Consider the following 17,177-nt stretch of genomic DNA (forward strand, 5'->3'; position numbering starts at 1 on the left):
CGCTCAAGCGGAATCAGGGCTTCTGGAAGCCGTAGCGCGACAGTATCTCCTGGCCGGCGGGCGAAAGCACGTAGGCGACGAAGCTCTGGGCCTCCTTGGCGGCGGCTTCGCGCGCGGTCACGGCGATGGGATAGGTGACGGGCGTCTGCGACGGCACGCGCACGGCGACCTTGACCTTGTCCGCCATGATGGCGGCGTCGGTGGCGAACACGAAGCCGGCGTCGACCTCGCCGCGCGACACATAGTCCAGGCTTTGGCGCACGTTCTGCGCCAGCACGCTCTTGGCCTGCACGGCGTCCCACAGGCCGGCGGCCTGCAGCGCGCCCTGCGTGTAGCGGCCGACCGGCACCGAGGCCGGATTGCCGTAGGCGATGCGCTTGACGTCGTCGCGCGTCAGGTCCTTCAACGCGGTGATGTTGGCGCGGCTGTCGGTCGGGACGATCAGCACGACCTGGTTGGCGGCGAAGTCCACGCGCGAGGCGGGCTTGACGGCCTTTTCCTCGACCGCCTTGTCCATGGCCTTCTGGTCGGCCGAGGCGAACACGTCGGCCGGCGCGCCCTTGACGATCTGCTGCAGCAGCACGTCGGAGGCGCCGAAGTTCAGGACCACCTTGGTGCCGGCATGCTCTTTTTCATAGGCGGCGGCCACGTCCTTGAACGCATTGGTCAGGCTGGCGGCGGCGGACACGACCAGCTCGCCGGCGCTGGCGTTGGCGCCCCACAGGGTGGCCAGCGCGAAGGCGGCGGCCAGGGTCGGGCGCAGGGTCGGACGGTTGACTGACATCTTGCTCTCCAGAGCGATCGGGTTGTCTATTGGCCACGAAATATATATAGGTATATAACGAACGTCAATTTGAACCCTATAGCGCCTTGAGGCATGTCAAACAAGGGAAAAAGCGCCGCGCGTCAGCCCCGGTCGACGACCGTGACGCGGACCGAGGCCGGCGCCAGCGCGGCGCGCAGGCTGTCCAGCGCGCGCTCGGGCCGGGCCGCGCCGCACATGAACACATCCAGCGCCGCGTAGCCGTGTTCCGGCCAGGTGTGGATGCTGATATGGGATTCGCTGAGCATGACCACGCCGGTCACGCCCGCCCCTTCCCCGAAATGATGGAAATGCGCGCTCAGCACGCGCGCGCCGGCGGCGTCGGCCGCCGCCAGCAGCTGGCGCTCCAGCGCGGCCGCGTCGGACAGGCCGGCGGCGGCCACGCCGTGGAAATCGGCCAGCACATGGCGGCCGGGCGTGGCGTGGACCGTCACTTGTGCGACCCGCTGGACCAGCCGGTGCTGCTGGAGGAGCCGCCGCCCCAGGTGCTGCCGCTGGTGCCCGTGCCGCCAAAGCGCGCCCCCGGCGCGCTGGCGCCGGTGGTGGCCAGCACCACGATCACGGCATAGACGGTGTAGATGAACTTGCCCATCGTCTTATTCGCCTCTTCCGGAAAGCTTGTCCGCCAGCTTGGCCGGCAGCCACAGGAAGGCCAGCCCGATCAGCGACGGCAGCAGCCGGCCCTCAAGGATGTTGTCGAAATTCAGGAAAGCCAGGACGATGGTCGCGATCCAGGCCCAGCCGGCGTAGGCGCCGGACTTGCCCCCGCCGACCGACGACTTCAGCGCCGCCAGCTCCGGCCGCTTGAACCATTCGGCCAATTGCGCGCCCGACACCGGCGAGGACGCGGACCAGCCCAGCTCGGCCTCGCCCTGCTCGCGCGTGAGCTTGAAATCGCCCGTCTGGTAATCGGTGATCTGGGTGCTGTCGCCGACCTTGACGCGCCAGTTGAACGCGCCCAGCGCCAGATCCACTCGCGAGGTGTAGTCGTACAGCTTGCGGTACTGGCGCGATTGCCAGCGCACGGTGGACGCATTGACCTGGCTGGGCCAGGTATCGCAGACCTTGACGCGCTCCCAGCCCTCATCGGTCTCGACCAGCCACAGAAAGCCCTGGGCCGGGTTGAACATCAGGTATTCGATCCATTGCGACGGCTCCTCGGGATCCGGGTCCGCGCATTTCATCAGGCCGATCAGGCTGTAGTCGGCGCCGTCGATGCTGGCCGTCTCGCCCAGCGCCAGCGTGGTCTTGATGGACTTGAGCTTGCGCGCCTTCTCGATGACCTCGGCCTTCTCGCCGGCGCAGTCCACGGTAGAGCCACAGGACGGGCACACCACCTGGGTGGCCATCGCCGCCACGAAGCTGATGGAGCCGCCGCAATTGGGGCAGTCCAGCGCCTTGATCTGGCCGCGGAACCGGCCCGCCGTCTCGCGCACCTGATCGGCGTTGCGCAGCGAGGCGGCCTGCATGTCGGACAGCGCGAACGCGCGGCCGATGTACAGCTCGGGATCGGGCCCGTCGGAATAGTCCAGCGTCAGGAAGGCGTCCAGGCTGCGGAAGTCGGCCACCTTGGCCTGCCAGCCGCCGTCGGCCACGAAGGGCAGCTCGCCCTGCGTGCCGCCGGCCGCGCAGGTGCGGATGTCGGAGGCCACGTAATTCTGGCCGTCCAGCTTGAAGAAGAAGCCCGGCTTGATCTGGTCGAAGGCCGGCATTTCCCCGGCCGTCTTGGCGCGCCGCCGCCGCGTCACCGCGTACTGGCCGGACGCGTCAGACAGCCAGCCGTCCGAGCCATCCTCGAACCACAGGTACCACTCGTTCCAGAAGCCGTCGTCGTAGCGCATCTGGATGCGGCCGACCACGTCGAAGCGCTTGCTCTCGTACTTGCCGGCCGCGCCCAGGCAGATCGGCGAGTAGTCCTCCAGCACCTCGGCCGCCTCGCCGATGCGGCGCACCGAGGCGGCATCCTTGAGTAGCGTGCTGCGGCAGGCGCCGCAAACCGCCATGACGGAGGCGGCGGACGTGAACGAGACGGGAGCGCCGCACTGCGGGCACAGGACCTGCTGCATGGGTTCGGAGGATGCTCTGGTGCGGTCTGGGATCAGCTGGTGAGTTTCTTGAGCACGTCGGCCTTGGCCGCGTCATAGTCGGCCGCGGTGATCAGGCCCTTATCGAGCAGGTCCTTGAGCTGCTGCAGCTTCTGCACCGGATCGACGGCGGCCGGCACCGCCTGCGCGGCGGACTGGGCGGCCTGCCCTGCCGCAGCCGCGCCCAGCCCCTGCGCCATGGTCTGGCCCAGCGCCGCGCCCGCGGCCAGGCCGGCGCCGATGCCGGCGATGCCGCCTTCGTTCTGCGCCGCCATCGGAATGGCCGTGGCCGTCTGGTACTGGGTGAACTTGGCCAGGTCGCCGGCCATGCCCATGGAAATCCGCGTGTCCAGCGCCTTCTGCAGCTCTTCCGGCAGCGACACGTTCTCGACGGTGAAGTTGTCCAGCTTGACGCCGTAGCGCTCGAAGGTCGGCGCCAGCTGCTCGCTGATGCTCTGCGACATCAGGCCCTGGTTGCCGGCCATGTCCAGGAACGGCACCTTGGAACCGCCCAGCGCCGTGGTCATTGCGGCGACCACCATGTTGCGCAGCTGCAATTCCAGGTCGTCCACCGTGTACACGTCGCGCGTGCCGCTGACTTCGCGGTAGAACGTGCCGGGATCGGCGATCTGGTACGAGTACACGCCGAAGGCGCGCAGGCGCACCATGCCGAACTCGCTGTCGCGCAGCGTCACCGGCTGGGCCGTGCCCCAGCGCCGGCCCAGCTGCAGGCGCGTGCTGAAGAAGATCACGTCGGACTTGAACGGCGACTCGAACAGCTTGTCCCAGTTCTTCAGGTACGTCAGGATCGGCAGCGTCTGCGTGGTCAGCTTGTACATGCCGGGGCCGAACACGTCGGCCACCTTGCCTTCGTTGACGAACACCGCCATCTGCGACTCGCGCACCGTCAGGCTGGCGCCGTACTGGATTTCGAAATCCTGCATCGGATGGCGCCAGGCGAGCACGCCGTCGCGATCCTCGTTCCATTGCAGGATGTCGATGAACTGCTTGCGGATAAATGAACCGAGACTCATGGCCAGTCCTCCTGTTGCTATGCTGATGCCGCGCCCGATCAGGTCAGGCAGGCGGCGTTGACGATGCCCGCCGCCAGCGAGACGGCGCCCATCAGCCCGCCCATGGCGACGTTGTTTTCCTGGATGGCGTCATTCATGCCGCGCACGCATTGCGCCACCGCCACGTAGACCACGATCTGCACGACCAGCGCGGCCAGGCCCCAGACCAGGAACATGGTGAAGCTGGCATGGACGGCGATGCTGGAGCAGAGCGTGAGCGAAAAACCCACCAGCGCGCCGCCGTAGGACATCGCCGCGGCGATGTTGCCTTCGCGGATCAGGTCGAATTCCTTGTAGCGCGTCACGCCGGTGTAGATCACCGTGAACAGCCCCAGCATGACAAGCGCCGAGGCGATGTAGATCAGATAGGTCACTGCAGGATGCATGGTTGCCTCTCCCCAATTGCGCGAAGTATATACGGCGCCTTCGATATACTCCGAGTGCATTTTTCCTGTCGGATCCTCCATGCGCGATCGCGTCCTCATCCTGTCGGTCCTCATCGTCGCCTCCTGCGGCCTGGGCTACGAGCTCATCAGCAGCGCGCTCGCCAGCTATTTGCTGGGCGATTCGATCCTGCAGTTCTCCTCGGTCATCGGCTGCTATCTGTTCGCCATGGGCATCGGCTCGTGGTTGTCAAAATATGTAAAAGATGAAGACGTTCTGAATCGCTTCATCGACGTGGAGCTGCTGGTCGCGCTGCTGGGCGGGGTATCGGCCGCCGTGCTGTTCCTGGTGTTCGCCTGGCTGTCGGCGCCGTTCCGCGCCGCGCTCTACGTGGGCGTGTTCGTCATCGGCCTGATGGTGGGCATGGAGATCCCGCTGGTAATGCGCGTGTTCAATCAGCGCAAGGCCGAGTTCCGCGAGATCGTCAGCCGGGTGCTGACCTTCGACTACCTGGGCGCGCTGGCCGTATCGCTGGTCTTTCCGCTGCTGCTGGCGCCCAAGCTGGGGCTGCTGCGCACCAGTTTCCTGTTCGGCATGCTGAACGCCGGCGTGGCGCTGTGGACCACCTGGCTGTTCCGCGCCGAAGTGCGCCGGCCCGCCGAGCGCGCGGTGCGCGGCGGCGTGGTGCTGGGCCTGTTGACGCTGGGCTTCGTCTATTCCGGCCACATGACGGCCTGGGCGGAAAAGGGCCTGTACGGCGACGACGTGGTCCATGCCGAGACCACGCCCTACCAGCGCCTGGTGGTCACGCGCTGGCACGACGACCTGCGCCTGTACATCAACGGCAACCTGCAATTCTCCTCGCGCGACGAGCACCGCTACCACGAGGCCCTGGTGCATCCCGGCCTGCTGGCCCTGCCCTGGGCCCGCAACGTACTGGTGCTGGGCGGCGGCGACGGGCTGGCGGTGCGCGAGATTCTCAAGCACCCGAACGTCGAACACGTCACGCTGGTGGACCTGGACCCGGCCATGACGGGCCTGTTCTCGCGCTCCGAGCCGCTGGTCAAGTTGAACCAGGGCGCGCTCAAGGACCCGCGCGTCACAGTCATCAACGATGACGCCGGCCGCTGGCTGGAAAGCCATGCCGAGGTCTACGACTACATCGTGGTGGACTTCCCCGACCCGTCCAACTTCGGCCTGGGCCGGTTGTACTCTGTGCCGGTCTACCACCTGATGGCGCGCCACCTGGCCGAGAACGGCTACATGGTGATCCAGTCCACCTCGCCGTACTTCGCGCCGCGCTCGTTCTGGAGCGTGGACGCCACGCTCAAGGAAGCCGGCCTGCACACCTGGCCCTACCACGCCTACGTGCCGTCCTTCGGCGACTGGGGCTTCATCCTGGCCGGCAAGCGCCGCGACTACACGCCCGCGGACAAGATCACCGTGCCGGCGCGCTACCTGGACCCGGCCACGTTGCGCGAGCTGTTCCACTTCCCCGCCGACATGCCCGCGCTGGCCATGCCGCCGAACCGCCTGAACGAGCAGTCCCTCGTGCGCTACTTCGACGAAGACTGGCGCAAGGTCATCCGCTGATGCAGCGCCGCGCGTTCCTGCTGGGCGCGACCGCCGCGGCCGCCATCGCCGGCGGCGCCGGCTACCTGCGCGCGCGCATCGTCGAGACGCCGGCCCAGGTCCGCTATCCCGGCATGCAGGCCGGCCATGCGCTGCGCGACGGCGCCGCGTTGCCCGAGCCCACCGACGCGCGCGCCTGCGGCGTGGCGATCCTGGGTTCCGGCGTCGCCGGCCTGTCCTGCGCCTGGAAACTGGCGCGCGAGGGCCATGCCGATTTCGTCGTGGTGGCGGGGCCGGAATACGCCGGCAACGCCGCCGGCGGCGCACAGGACGGCCTGGACTATCCGACGGGCGCGCACTACCTGCCCCTGCCCTCGCGCGAATCGATCCACGTGCGCGAGATGCTGGCCGACTTCGGCCTGATCGAGCGCGACGCCGGCGGCGACACGCCCTACTACGACGAAACCGCGCTGGTCCATTCGCCGCAGGAACGACTGCTGCGCGATGGCCGCTGGGAAGACAGCCTGCTGCCGATGCAGGGCCTGCCCGAGGCCGACCTGGCGCAGCACCGCCGCTTCCTGGCCCAGGTGCAGGCCCTGCATACGCGGCGCGGCAACGACGGACGCAAGGTCTTCGCCATCCCGCTGACCCTGTCCTCGCGCGATCCGGCCTGGACCGCGCTGGACGGCATCACCTTCAGGCAATGGCTGGAGCGCGAGGGCTATACCTCGCCAGCCCTGCGCTGGTATCTGGACTATTGCTGCCGCGACGACTACGGCGCGGACACCGGCGCCGTGTCGGCCTGGGCCGGACTGCACTACTTCGCCGCGCGCGACGGCCATGCCGCCAACGCCGCCGAGGGCGCGGTGCTGACCTGGCCGGGCGGCCTGTCGACACTGGTGGCGCGCATGCGCGCGGCGATCAGCGCCAGGCTGGGCCATGAACGCTGGCTGCTGCCCGGCACGGCCGCGCGCATCCGCGAAACGCCCGCCGGCCCGCGCATCGCCTGCGTCACCGATGACGGCGGCGCCTACGCCCTGCGGGCGCGCCGCGCCGTCTGCGCCATGCCGCTATTCGTGGCGCAGCGCCTGCTGCCCGACATCCGCGCCTATGGCTACGACCCGGCGGTGCACGCCTCGCCGCGCGCGGCCTGGATGGTGTCGAACTTCGTCATGGACGGCTATCCGCTGGAAGCGCCCGGCGAACCGCTGTCCTGGGACAACGTGGTCTACCAGGGCCAGGGACTGGGCTATGTGGTCTCCACGCACCAGTTGCTGCGGGTGGCGCGGTCGCCGCGCAGCGTGTTCACCGCCTACCATGCGCTGAGCCGCCTGGAACCCGCCGAGGCGCGCCGCTGGCTCAGCCAGGCCAGCCCCGAGGCCTTGCGCGACGAAGCCGCCGCCGACCTGATCGCCGCCTATGGCGAGGAATTCTGGCGCCGCGCGCGCCGGCTGGACATCACCGTGCGCGGCCATGCGATGGCCACGCCGCATTGCGGCAGCCTGTCCAACGCCGGACTGGCCGCGCTGCGGGACGTCGACGGCCAGATCCTGTTCGCCCACGCCGACCTGTCGGGCTATTCGGTGTTCGAGGAAGCGGCCTGGTGGGGCGTGACGGCGGCGGCGCGCATCCTGAGCGCGCGCCCCGAAGTCGCCTGACAAAGAAAAAACCCGCCGCCCGCCTTGTGCAGGCCGGCGGCGGGCTGGACGCCACAGCGTCGGTCTTCTAGCCCAGCAGCAACGCGTCGTCCGACAGTTTCTCGCCGCGCACGCGCTCGAACATGGCCAGCAGGTCCGGCACGTCCATGCCGCGGCGCTCGTCGCCGGACACGTCCAGCACCACCTGCCCCTGGTGCAGCATGACCGTGCGCTCGCCCACGTCCAGCGCCTGGCGCATGCTGTGCGTCACCATCATGGTGGTGAGCTTGCTTTCGGCGACGATGCGCGCCGTCAGCTGCAGCACGAAATCGGCGGTGCGCGGATCGAGCGCGGCGGTGTGCTCGTCCAGCAGCAGGATGCGCGACGGCTGCAGCGCCGCCATCAGCAGGCTGACGGCCTGGCGCTGGCCGCCGGACAACAGGCCGATGCGATCGGCCAGGCGGTTTTCCAGGCCCAGGCCCAGCGTCGCCAGCCGCTCGCGGAAGCCTTCGCGCATCGAGGCCTTGACCGCGCGGCTGTAGCCGCGACGGTCGCCGCGCAGCTGCGCCAGCGCCATGTTCTCTTCGATGGTCAGGTCTTCGCAGGTCCCGGCCATCGGGTCCTGGAACACGCGCGCCACCTTGGACGAGCGCGCCCACACCGGCTTGCGCGTCATGTCCACGCCGTCGATGTCGATGCGGCCGGAATCCACCAGCAGGTCGCCCGACACGGCGTTCAGGAAGGTGGACTTGCCGGCGCCGTTCGAGCCGATGACGGTGACGAACTGGCCCGACGGAATCTCCAGCGACAGTCCGCACAGCGCGCGCGTCTCGATCGGCGTGCCGGCGTTGAAAGTGATCTTCAGATCTTTAGCGGACAACATTCTTCAATTCTCCATTCTGCGCATAGTTCCCCCGCACACCGGCCGTCCCCACAAGATCGGGGCAGCGCGGATCCGGCTCCGCCGGTCCGCAGCTGTGCCCCCTTGAGGGGGAAGCGCGCAGCGCTTCGGGGGTGGGCCATCTCTACTTCAGTTTTTTCTTGAGCATCGGAATGACCAGGGCAATCGTGACCAGCACCGCCGTGACCAGGTTCAGGTCCTGCGCCTTCAGGCCGATGAAGTCGCTGTTCAGCGCCAGCGCGATGAAGAAGCGGTAGACGATGGCGCCGATGATCACGGCCAGCGTGGCCAGGACCAGCTTGCGCGACGGCAGGATGCTCTCGCCCACGATCACCGCGGCCAGGCCGATCACGATGGTGCCGATGCCCATCGAGATGTCCGAGCCGCCCTGGGTCTGCGCGAACAGCGCGCCGGCCATCGCCACCAGCGCGTTCGACAGCGCCATGCCGCCCAGGATCATGCGGCCGGTGTTGACGCCCTGCGCGCGGGCCATGCGGCCGTTGGAGCCTGTGGCGCGCATCGCCAGGCCGGTCTGCGTGGCGAAGAACCAATCCAGCAGCAGCTTGGCCAGGATCACGACCACCACCAGGATGAGCGGACGGGCCACGTAGTCCGGCAGCCAGGCCGGCTGCAGGATGGAGAACATGGTGGGCTCGGTGATCAGCGGCACGTTGGGCTTGCCCATGATGCGCAGGTTGACCGAGTACAGCGCGATCATCATCAGGATGCTCGCCAGCAGGTCCATGATCTTGAGCTTGACGTTCAGCCAGCCCGTCACCAGGCCGGCGGCCGCGCCGGCGAAGGTAGCCGCGATCGTGGCCAGGAAGGGATCGGTGCCCGCGGCGATCAGCGTGGCACAGACCGCGCCGCCCAGCGGAAAGCTGCCGTCGACCGTCAGGTCCGGAAAGCGCAACAGGCGGAAGGAGATAAACACGCCCAAAGCCACCAGGCTGAAGATCAGCCCGATCTCCAACGCGCCTAACAACGAAAACAATGACATGGGTCAAATCCAATCAGATGAGAAACGAGCATATTAAAGAGTTGAAACGTCGCACTTCTTGCGTTTCGGGGTAAGTTTTACCCGAGCTTTTGCAACGAACATTTCCCCAGCGACGATTTTCGCCTGTTTTCTGCCAAAGCGCGCACGGTCCTGCCCCGGCAGCCCGATTCGGCGGCCGGCTCGCGCGCCCAGGGCGCGCGGATTTCTAGCGGGGACGAGTCCGACGCGGGCATTCCCGCCGGCGGCAGGCGCCGTGCGGCAAGACAGGAAAGCGGCGGGACGGGAAGGCAAGACAGACAGGCAGGTAAAACAAAACCCCGCTCATGCCGCAAGGCATGCGCGGGGTTTCAGGCGGGGCGGCTTACTTCACCACCACCGCGGCCGACTTGATCAGCGCGTCGGACAGCGTGACGCCTTGCTTGGCGGCTGCGCCCGGATTCACATAGAGTTCCAGCTTGGAGCTGGTTTCCGAGGCGATGGCGCCGGGCTTCTCGCCCTTCAGGATGCGCACGACGACCTTGCCGGTCTGCACGCCCAGGTCGCGGTAGTTGATGCCCAGGGCGGCGATGCCGCCGCGCTTGACGCTGTCGGTGTCCGAGGCGACCAGCGGGATCTTGGCGTCGTTGCCGACCTTCACCAGCGACTCGTAGGCCGAGACCACGTTGTTGTCGGTGTTGGTGTAGATGACGTCGACCTTGCCGATCAGGCTGCGCGCGGCCGAGGCCACGTCGACCGAGCGCGGCGCGGCCGCCTCGACCAGGCTCATGCCGTACTTGGGCAGCAGCTCCTGCAGCTTCTTGACCACCACGACCGAGTTGGCCTCGCCCGGGTTGTAGACCATGCCGACGCGCTTGGCGTTGGGCACGATCTTCTTGATCAGGTCGATCTGCTTGTCCAGGGCCAGCAGGTCCGACACACCGGTGACGTTGGTGCCCGTGGGTTCCATGCTGGCGACCAGCTGGGCGGCGACCGGATCGGTCACGGCCGAGTACACGACCGGCACGTCCTTGGTGGCCGCCACGACGGCCTGGGCCGACGGCGTGGCGATGGCGACGATGGCGTCGGGCTTGTCGCCGACGAACTTGCGGGCGATCTGAGCGGCGGTGCCGTTATTGCCCTGCGCGCTCTGATACTGCCATTTCAGGTTCTTGCCCGGCTCATAGCCGGCTTGCTTGAGGGCGTCCTGCACGCCGTCACGCACGGCGTCCAGCGCCGGGTGCTCGACGATGGCGGTCACCGCCACCGATTTCTGCTGCGCCGACACGGGCGAGGCGATAGCCATCGCGAGCGCCATGGCGCCAACCGTCAGAAAATGTTTTTTTCCGATCAGCATAGATAAGCTCCTTGAACCTTCGGTGATTGTTCGTTGTTGGACTGTACGCCCAAGGCTGTCTTGGTTCTCTTTACGGCGGCCCCGGCGGCTTCCCGCAGGTCCGTCCGGCCGTAAAAGCCGTATAGTCTAACGTGGCGCAGATCAAAAGCCTTTGCGGGGAATCCCTGAATGGGTGCATGGCGCGCGCCGCGCCCCGGATCCCGGCGCCGCCGCCCGCCCCATTCCCGATACACTGGACAATCGGGACGGTCGTCCGGCCGCCCCCGGCGGCAACACAGAGGGCCTCATCATGATCAAGCGCGCGCTGGGCCGTTCCGGCCTGCAGATCCCTCCCCTGACCTTCGGCGGCAATGTCTTCGGCTGGACCGTCGACGAGGCCGGCGCCTGTTCCCTGCTGGACGCCATGGTCGACGCCGGACTGAACTTCATCGACACCGCCGACGTGTATTCGCGCTGGGCGCCGAGCAACCAGGGCGGCGAATCCGAAACCCTGATCGGCAAGTGGATCAAGCGCTCGGGCCGGCGCAGCCAGGTGCTGATCGCCACCAAGGTCGGCATGGAAATGGGGCCCGGCCGCAAGGGCCTGGCGCCCGCCTACATCCGCCAGTCGCTGGAAGCCTCGCTGTCGCGGCTGCAGACGGACTACGTGGACCTGTACCAGTCGCACCAGGACGACCCCGACACGCCGCTGACCGACACGCTGGGCGCCTACGCCCGGCTGATGGAAGCGGGCAAGGTGCGCGCCATCGGCGCGTCCAACTACACGTCCGTGCGCCTGTCCGAAGCCCTGATCGCCAGCGAGCGCCACAACCTGCCGCGCTACGAAAGCGTGCAGCCTGAATACAACCTGTACAAGCGCGAGGGCTTCGAGTCCGGCCTGCAATCGCTGGTGCGGGCGCAGGACATGGGCGTGATCAACTACTACGCGCTGGCCAGCGGCTTTCTCAGCGGCAAATACCGCAGCGCCGCCGACGCGGGCAAGAGCGTGCGCGGCCGCAAGATCGTCGACACCTATCTGAACGAGCGCGGCCTGCGCATCCTGAAGGCGCTGGACGAAGTGGCCGAGGACGCGAACTGCACGCCGGCCCAGGCCGCGCTGGCCTGGCAGATCGCGCAGCCCGGCATCACCTCGCCCATCGTCAGCGCCACCTCGCTGGAACAACTCGACGAACTGGTCAAGGCCGCCAGCCTGACGCTCAGCCGCGACCAGCTCGCCAAGCTCAGCCGGGCCAGCGACTGGCGCGTCTGAACGCCGGACACGCTAGAAGCGCTGGCTGAGCGTCAGCATCGCGGTCCTGCCTTCGCCGTAGAACACGGAGTTGTAGAAGCCCATGGACCGGTAGTACTTCTTGTCGGCCAGATTGCGGATATTCAACTGCAGCCGGGTCTTGTCGCTGAAGTCGTACTGCGCCATCAAGTCGAACAAGGCATAGGGCTTCTGCACGATGTCGCCCGCCTGCAGACCGTAATAGGTCTGCGCGCTGGTGCGACTCTGCCAGCGCACGCCGCCACCGACGGTCAGCTTGTTCCAGCTGCCGGGCAGGCGATAGGCCGTGCTGGCCTTGAGCAGTTGCTCCGGCTGCGTGGTCTGCACCTTCCTGCCCTCGTTGTCCTTGGACTGCCGGTAGGTATAGCCCACGAACACGTTCCAGCCCGGCGTCACCTCGCCGGCCAGCTCGGCCTCGAAGCCGCGCGTGCGCGTGCCTTCCAGGATGTAGTACCAGCCGTCGTCATGCACCGGATCGAAGCCGCCGTACTCGGCCACATCCTTCTGGTCCGTCTGGAACACCGCGAGCGACGCGTTCAGCCGCCCATCCAGATAGGCGGCCTTGATGCCCGCCTCGTAGTTGTGGCCATAGGCCGGGCCGGCCATGTCCCAGCTGCGGGTCTTGACCATCTGCGGCAGGAAGATGTTGGTGTAGCTGGCGTAGGCGGTATAGGTATCGTCCAGGTCATACGTGGCGCCCAGATACGGCGTGACCTCGGAATAGGTATGCGTGTAGCCCGCCACGCCGCCGCTGGTCTCGCTGGACTGCCAGCGGGTCCAGCGCGCCCCGGCCAGCAGGTGCAGGCGATCGGCCAGCTGCAGGCGCAAGGTGCCGTAGATGCCCGTCTGCTCGTCACGGTGGGTCTGCGACAGCGCCAGGATGTTCCAGCGCGGCGCGGGCCAGTCGCCGGTCCAGTCCTTCACGTCCGGTATCGGGTAGCCGGCCTGGTCCGACGTGTCCCAGCTCTGGTTCCACGCCTTGATGATCGAATGCGAGAAACCCAGGTTGAACTGGTGCTTGCGGCCCAGCGCATCGAACGCGCCGTCCATCGATCCGCCGTACACGTCCTGGTCGCTGCCGCCCTTGAACTTGCGCAGCAGCGGCGGCTTGGAGAACCCGTTCAACGTCACCGGCACGTCCGAGGTGAACAGCAGCGGCGCATCGAAGGTGTTCTCCAGCCGGGTGTACGACAGGCGCGCGTTCCAGCCATTGGAAAAACCGTGCTCGATCTGGGCGAAGTATTCATGGGAATCCGTGTCCCAGCGCGACCACTTCGCGCCCATGGCCTGGCCCTTGGGCCAGTCGATCGGCTTGCCCGAGGCGTCCAGCGCCGGCAGGCCGCCCCAGCTGATGCCGCGCGGACGCGAGCGCTGCACCGAACCGCCCGCGCTGATCGTCGTCGACTCGCCGATATCGGCCTCGACGATGCCATACAGCACGTCCCGCTTCTTGCTGTAGAGATCCATCGTGTCGCCACGGCGCTCTTTCGCGCCGACCAGGCGCCCCCGCACCGAGCCGGAGGCGTTGAACGGCGTCGACAGGTCGATCTCGCCCCGATACGTGTCGTGGCTGCCGGCCGAGACCTTGGCCTCTCCCTGGAATTCACGCGTCGGACGCTTGCGGATGAAATTGACCGAACCGCCGGGATTGCCCGTGCCGCTCATCAGGCCAGTGGCGCCACGGATGATCTCCACGTGGTCATAGATGGCCGGATCCAGGTTGCCTTCGCCGAACTGGTACAGGCTGTTCAAGGGCTTGACCACGCCGTCGAACTGAAAGGTATCCATGGAAAAGCCGCGCGAGTAATAGGTCAGGCGCTCCGATTCGGCCTGCTGCACGTTCATGCCGGTGGCGTTCTCCATGACGTCGCGCACGCTGCCGATGGCGCGGTCGTCCATCTGCTGCCGGGTGATGACGCTGGTCGACTGCGGCGTATCGCGCTGCGACAGCACCAGGCCGTTGGCGGACCGCATCCAGTCGGCGGTATACAGGCCCGAGCCCTCGGTCGTCGCTCCCGCTCCCAGCACCACCACCGGCGCCAATTGCGCGGCATCCGCGCCGGCGCGCCGCAGTTCGAAATCACCGTCCGCGCGGCGATGCGCCTGCAAGGAGGTGCCGGCCAGCAATGCGTCAAACCCCTCCTGCACGCCATGGCTGCCCTGCAGGCCGGGGCTCTGCAGGCCATCGGCCAGGGCGGGATCGAACGACAGCAGTACCTGGGCCTGCCGCGCGAAGCCGGCCAGCGCCGCGCCCAGCGGGCCAGCCGGCACATTGGCCCGGACGCGCGGCGCGGCGGTCGCGGGCGTCTGCGCATGGGCCTGGGCGGCCGCCAGCGCGGCGCCGGCCAATGCCGCCATGACCAGCGCGACGCCGGTTTTCATGCGCAAGACGCGCGGATGGAAGGGAGCGGAAGGCAAGGACATATCGTTGGGTTCCAGGCGAAGAAAATCGAGGCTTCACCCGTATGCCAATCGAAAACGCAAAAGTGACAGTCCGGCCTGTGTTTTTCAGGCTCTGCCGCGCAGCACGACCCAATAGCGGGTATAGCGCAGCACCTGCACCGGCAAGGCGCGCTCGACAGCGGCCAGCGCGCGATCGGTGTCCGCCAGGGGGAAGGATCCCGAAATGCGCAGACCCGCCACGGCCGGATCGCAGGCCAGCCGGCCGCGCCGGTAGCGCCCCAGTTCCGCGATGAACGCGTCCAGACGCATGTTGTCGGCATATAGCGCCCCTTGAAGCCAGGCGTCTTCGTGCATCGCGGGTCCGGACGGCCGCGCCGCGCGCGCGTCGAACCAGGCGCCCTCGCCCGCCTCCAGCCGACACGCGCCCGCCGCGCCGGCGGCGGCGGGCTCGATCCGCACCGCGCCGTCATTCACCACCACCCGGACGCGGTCGTCGTGCAGGCGCACCAAGTAGCGTGTGCCCAACGCGAGCACGCGACCCATCGGCGTGTCCACGGCCAGGGGCCGGGCAGGCGTCATCGCGTCCCGGTACGTGGCGATATGCAGCTCGCCCTGGCGCAGCACGATCAGGCGCAACGCGTCGCTGAAGCGGACATCGGCCGCGCTGCCGGTATTGAGCGTGAGCAGGCTGCCGTCGTCCAGCGTGGCGACGCGCGTCTGGCCGATACCGGCGGACAGGTCCGAGGTCCAGGCACGCCACGGCAGGCCCGCCGCGGTCAGGCCGCCCGTGCCTGCCGCCAGCGAGAGGATTTTCAAGGCGCGGCGGCGGCCGCCGGAGGCAGGCCGTTCCAGCGCGGCCAGGCCGGCCCGCGCTTGCACCTGGCCGAACTGGCGGCCCAGCGCCTCCACCCTCTCCCAGGCCCGACGATGCCGCGCGTCGGCCGCGAGCCAATCGCGCCACGCGGCCTCGTCGGCCGCGCCGGCCTCCTCCGCGCCCAGCCGCACGAACCACTCGCTGGCCGCGCGTATCACCGACTCGGGCAAGGCGGGCTCCGCCATCGCGCGCGCGCTCACCAGGCCGCCAGGCAATGCTGCATGGCGCGGGCCAGGTACTGCCGCACGGAACTCACCGAGACCTGCATCCGATCGGCGATCTCGGCATGGCGCAGCCCTTCCAGCTGGGCCAGCAGGAACGCCTTGCGCACCTTGCCGGGCAGTCCGTCGAGCAGGCGATCGATTTCGACCAGGGCTTCCAGCGCCAGGGCGCGGCGTTCCGGCGATGGCGCCTGCCCGGCCTCGCAGGCATGCAGCGCGTCCAGATAGGCGCGTTCGATGTCGCGGCGGCGGAACAGATTGACCATCAAACCATGCGCGATCGTCACCAGATAGGCGCGAGGCTCGCGGCAGGCATGGGCCTCGCCGGCGCGCAACAGCACTTTCAGATAGGTGTCGTGGGCCAGGTCCGCGGCATCGAACGGGCAGCCCGTCTTCTTGCGCAGCCAATCGCGCAGCCAGGAGTGATGCTGGATATAGAGCCCTTCGACAGGCGCGGGGGAACCGCTTTGATTCATGGCCATTCGACGGACCGGACTCGAGATATATTAATGATAATAATTATCAATAATAATCCAATCCAGCCCGCCCTGGCGCGACTTCAGTCCAGCTGCACGCCGGAATCCCGCACCACCTTGGCCCAGCGCGCGACCTCGCTGTCGACGAACTGGCCGAAATCGGCGCCCGTCATGCCCGGAATGGCCGAGCCGTTGCTGGTCCAGATCTCCTTGATCTTGGGCGTGTTCAGGGCCTTGGTGATCTCCGCCGTCATGCGGTCCACGGCCTCCTTGGGCGTGCCGGCCGGCGCCCAGATCGCGTACCAGGTGGACACCACGTAGTTCGGCACGCCGGCCTCGGCGGCGGTCGGCACGTCCGGCAGCGACGGCGAACGCTCGGACGCGGCCACGGCCAGCGGCTTGATGGTGCCCGAACGGATATGGTTGGACGACGAGCCCAGTCCATCGAACGCCAGATCGACCTGCCCGCCGATCAACGCCGACAGCATCGGCCCCGCGCCTTGGTAGGGCACGTCCACCAGCTTGATGCCGGTCTGCATGGCGAACAGCTCGCCGGCCAGGTGGTGCGTGCTGCCCTTGCCCGCCGTGCCGAAGTTGATGTCGCCGGGGCGCTTCTTCGCGTAGTCGATGAATTCCTGCAGCGTCTTGACCGGCAGCTTGCTGGCGTTGATCACCACCACCTGCGGCGGCTGCGCCACCAGCGCGACCGGCACGAAGTCCTTCTGAATGTTGTAGTTCAGGCTCTTGTAGAGCGACGGCGCCAGCGCGTGATGGGCGCCGCCCATGAAGAAGGTGTAGCCGTCCGGCCGGGCCTTGGCCGCCACGCCGGCGCCCACGGTGCCGCCGGCGCCGCCCTTGTTGTCGATCACGACCGAATGACCGAGCTGTTGGGTCAGTTGCTGGGCCAGCGGCCGGGCGAAGGTGTCGGTGCCGCCGCCTGCCGGGAACGGCACGATCAGCGTCACGGGGCGTTCGGGCCATTGCGCGGCGGCCTGGCCGCCGGCCATCAGCGCGGCGGCGGCGAACAGGGCCGCCGCAGTCTTGCGGGTCTTCATAGTGTCTCCTCTGGCATGCAGCGTGCGGACGGCGCGGAGGTTCCGCATCCCGTCTCGTTCTTCTTTCTAGTACT

At 67.8% G+C, this 17,177-nt stretch carries 16 protein-coding genes; 3 read left to right on the forward strand and 13 right to left on the reverse strand.

Going from position 1 to position 17,177, the window contains the following annotated elements:
• Positions 1-13: 13 nt before the first annotated feature.
• The 6 genes from modA to ACEU5R_RS03135 all read right to left on the reverse strand — a co-directional run bounded on the left by modA (position 14) and on the right by ACEU5R_RS03135 (position 4,366).
• Positions 14-784, reverse strand: coding sequence for a molybdate ABC transporter substrate-binding protein (modA, locus tag ACEU5R_RS03110; RefSeq protein WP_392409050.1), 771 nt, complete (start codon positions 782-784; stop codon positions 14-16).
• A 122-nt stretch (positions 785-906) separates the two neighbouring features.
• Positions 907-1,257, reverse strand: coding sequence for an adenosylmethionine decarboxylase (gene speD, locus ACEU5R_RS03115; protein WP_103273685.1), 351 nt, complete (start codon positions 1,255-1,257; stop codon positions 907-909).
• The gene (locus ACEU5R_RS03120; protein WP_199770830.1) at positions 1,254-1,415 is read right to left on the reverse strand and encodes a hypothetical protein; all 162 of its coding nucleotides are present in this window, start codon (positions 1,413-1,415) and stop codon (positions 1,254-1,256) included. Before ACEU5R_RS03120 ends, speD begins: the two co-directional genes overlap by 4 nt.
• Positions 1,416-1,419: 4 nt before the next feature.
• Positions 1,420-2,889 (reverse strand): DUF4178 domain-containing protein, encoded by a 1,470-nt coding sequence (locus tag ACEU5R_RS03125; protein WP_392409051.1) that lies wholly within the window; start codon positions 2,887-2,889, stop codon positions 1,420-1,422.
• A gap of 32 nt (positions 2,890-2,921) precedes the next feature.
• Positions 2,922-3,941, reverse strand: a complete 1,020-nt coding sequence (locus ACEU5R_RS03130; RefSeq protein WP_392409052.1) for an SPFH domain-containing protein — start codon at positions 3,939-3,941, stop codon at positions 2,922-2,924.
• Between the two features lie 38 nt (positions 3,942-3,979).
• On the reverse strand, positions 3,980-4,366 hold the full coding sequence (locus ACEU5R_RS03135; protein WP_103273682.1) for a DUF350 domain-containing protein: 387 nt from the start codon (positions 4,364-4,366) through the stop codon (positions 3,980-3,982).
• Positions 4,367-4,445: 79 nt separating this feature from the next.
• On the opposite strand from ACEU5R_RS03135, the gene ACEU5R_RS03140 reads away from it, so the two are divergent.
• Entirely contained in the window at positions 4,446-5,957 is a 1,512-nt protein-coding gene (locus ACEU5R_RS03140) for a polyamine aminopropyltransferase (protein ID WP_392409053.1), read from the forward strand.
• Positions 5,957-7,594: an NAD(P)-binding protein gene (locus ACEU5R_RS03145; RefSeq protein WP_392409054.1), complete on the forward strand. Its 1,638-nt coding sequence runs from the start codon at positions 5,957-5,959 to the stop codon at positions 7,592-7,594. Before ACEU5R_RS03140 ends, ACEU5R_RS03145 begins: the two co-directional genes overlap by 1 nt.
• A 67-nt stretch (positions 7,595-7,661) precedes the next feature.
• On the opposite strand, the gene ACEU5R_RS03150 is transcribed toward ACEU5R_RS03145, so the two are convergent.
• From ACEU5R_RS03150 to ACEU5R_RS03160, 3 genes are all read right to left on the reverse strand, one after another.
• Positions 7,662-8,456, reverse strand: a complete 795-nt coding sequence (locus ACEU5R_RS03150; protein ID WP_103273679.1) for an ABC transporter ATP-binding protein — start codon at positions 8,454-8,456, stop codon at positions 7,662-7,664.
• Positions 8,457-8,598: 142 nt separating this feature from the next.
• Positions 8,599-9,474, reverse strand: coding sequence for an ABC transporter permease (locus ACEU5R_RS03155; protein WP_103273678.1), 876 nt, complete (start codon positions 9,472-9,474; stop codon positions 8,599-8,601).
• A gap of 361 nt (positions 9,475-9,835) precedes the next feature.
• Positions 9,836-10,807 carry an ABC transporter substrate-binding protein gene (locus ACEU5R_RS03160; RefSeq protein ID WP_212321203.1) on the reverse strand — a complete coding sequence of 324 codons (972 nt, stop codon included), beginning with the start codon at positions 10,805-10,807 and terminating at the stop codon, positions 9,836-9,838.
• A 289-nt stretch (positions 10,808-11,096) separates the two neighbouring features.
• Between ACEU5R_RS03160 and ACEU5R_RS03165 the strand changes: the two genes are divergently transcribed.
• Positions 11,097-12,056: an aldo/keto reductase gene (locus ACEU5R_RS03165; protein WP_392409055.1), complete on the forward strand. Its 960-nt coding sequence runs from the start codon at positions 11,097-11,099 to the stop codon at positions 12,054-12,056.
• 12 nt (positions 12,057-12,068) lie between these two features.
• On the opposite strand, the gene ACEU5R_RS03170 is transcribed toward ACEU5R_RS03165, so the two are convergent.
• The 4 genes from ACEU5R_RS03170 to ACEU5R_RS03185 form a co-directional block, all read right to left on the reverse strand.
• Positions 12,069-14,498 (reverse strand): TonB-dependent siderophore receptor, encoded by a 2,430-nt coding sequence (locus ACEU5R_RS03170; protein WP_392409057.1) that lies wholly within the window; start codon positions 14,496-14,498, stop codon positions 12,069-12,071.
• Positions 14,499-14,582: 84 nt separating this feature from the next.
• Positions 14,583-15,551 carry a FecR domain-containing protein gene (locus tag ACEU5R_RS03175; RefSeq protein WP_392409058.1) on the reverse strand — a complete coding sequence of 323 codons (969 nt, stop codon included), beginning with the start codon at positions 15,549-15,551 and terminating at the stop codon, positions 14,583-14,585.
• A complete protein-coding gene (locus ACEU5R_RS03180) occupies positions 15,548-16,048 on the reverse strand; it encodes a sigma-70 family RNA polymerase sigma factor (RefSeq protein ID WP_103276401.1) in 501 nt (166 codons plus the stop codon). Before ACEU5R_RS03180 ends, ACEU5R_RS03175 begins: the two co-directional genes overlap by 4 nt.
• 83 nt (positions 16,049-16,131) lie before the next feature.
• On the reverse strand, positions 16,132-17,103 hold the full coding sequence (locus ACEU5R_RS03185) for a tripartite tricarboxylate transporter substrate binding protein (protein WP_103273675.1): 972 nt from the start codon (positions 17,101-17,103) through the stop codon (positions 16,132-16,134).
• Positions 17,104-17,177 lie beyond the last annotated feature (74 nt).

It is taken from the genome of Achromobacter sp. 413638 (assembly GCF_043119405.1).
Classification (GTDB): domain Bacteria; phylum Pseudomonadota; class Gammaproteobacteria; order Burkholderiales; family Burkholderiaceae_B; genus Achromobacter.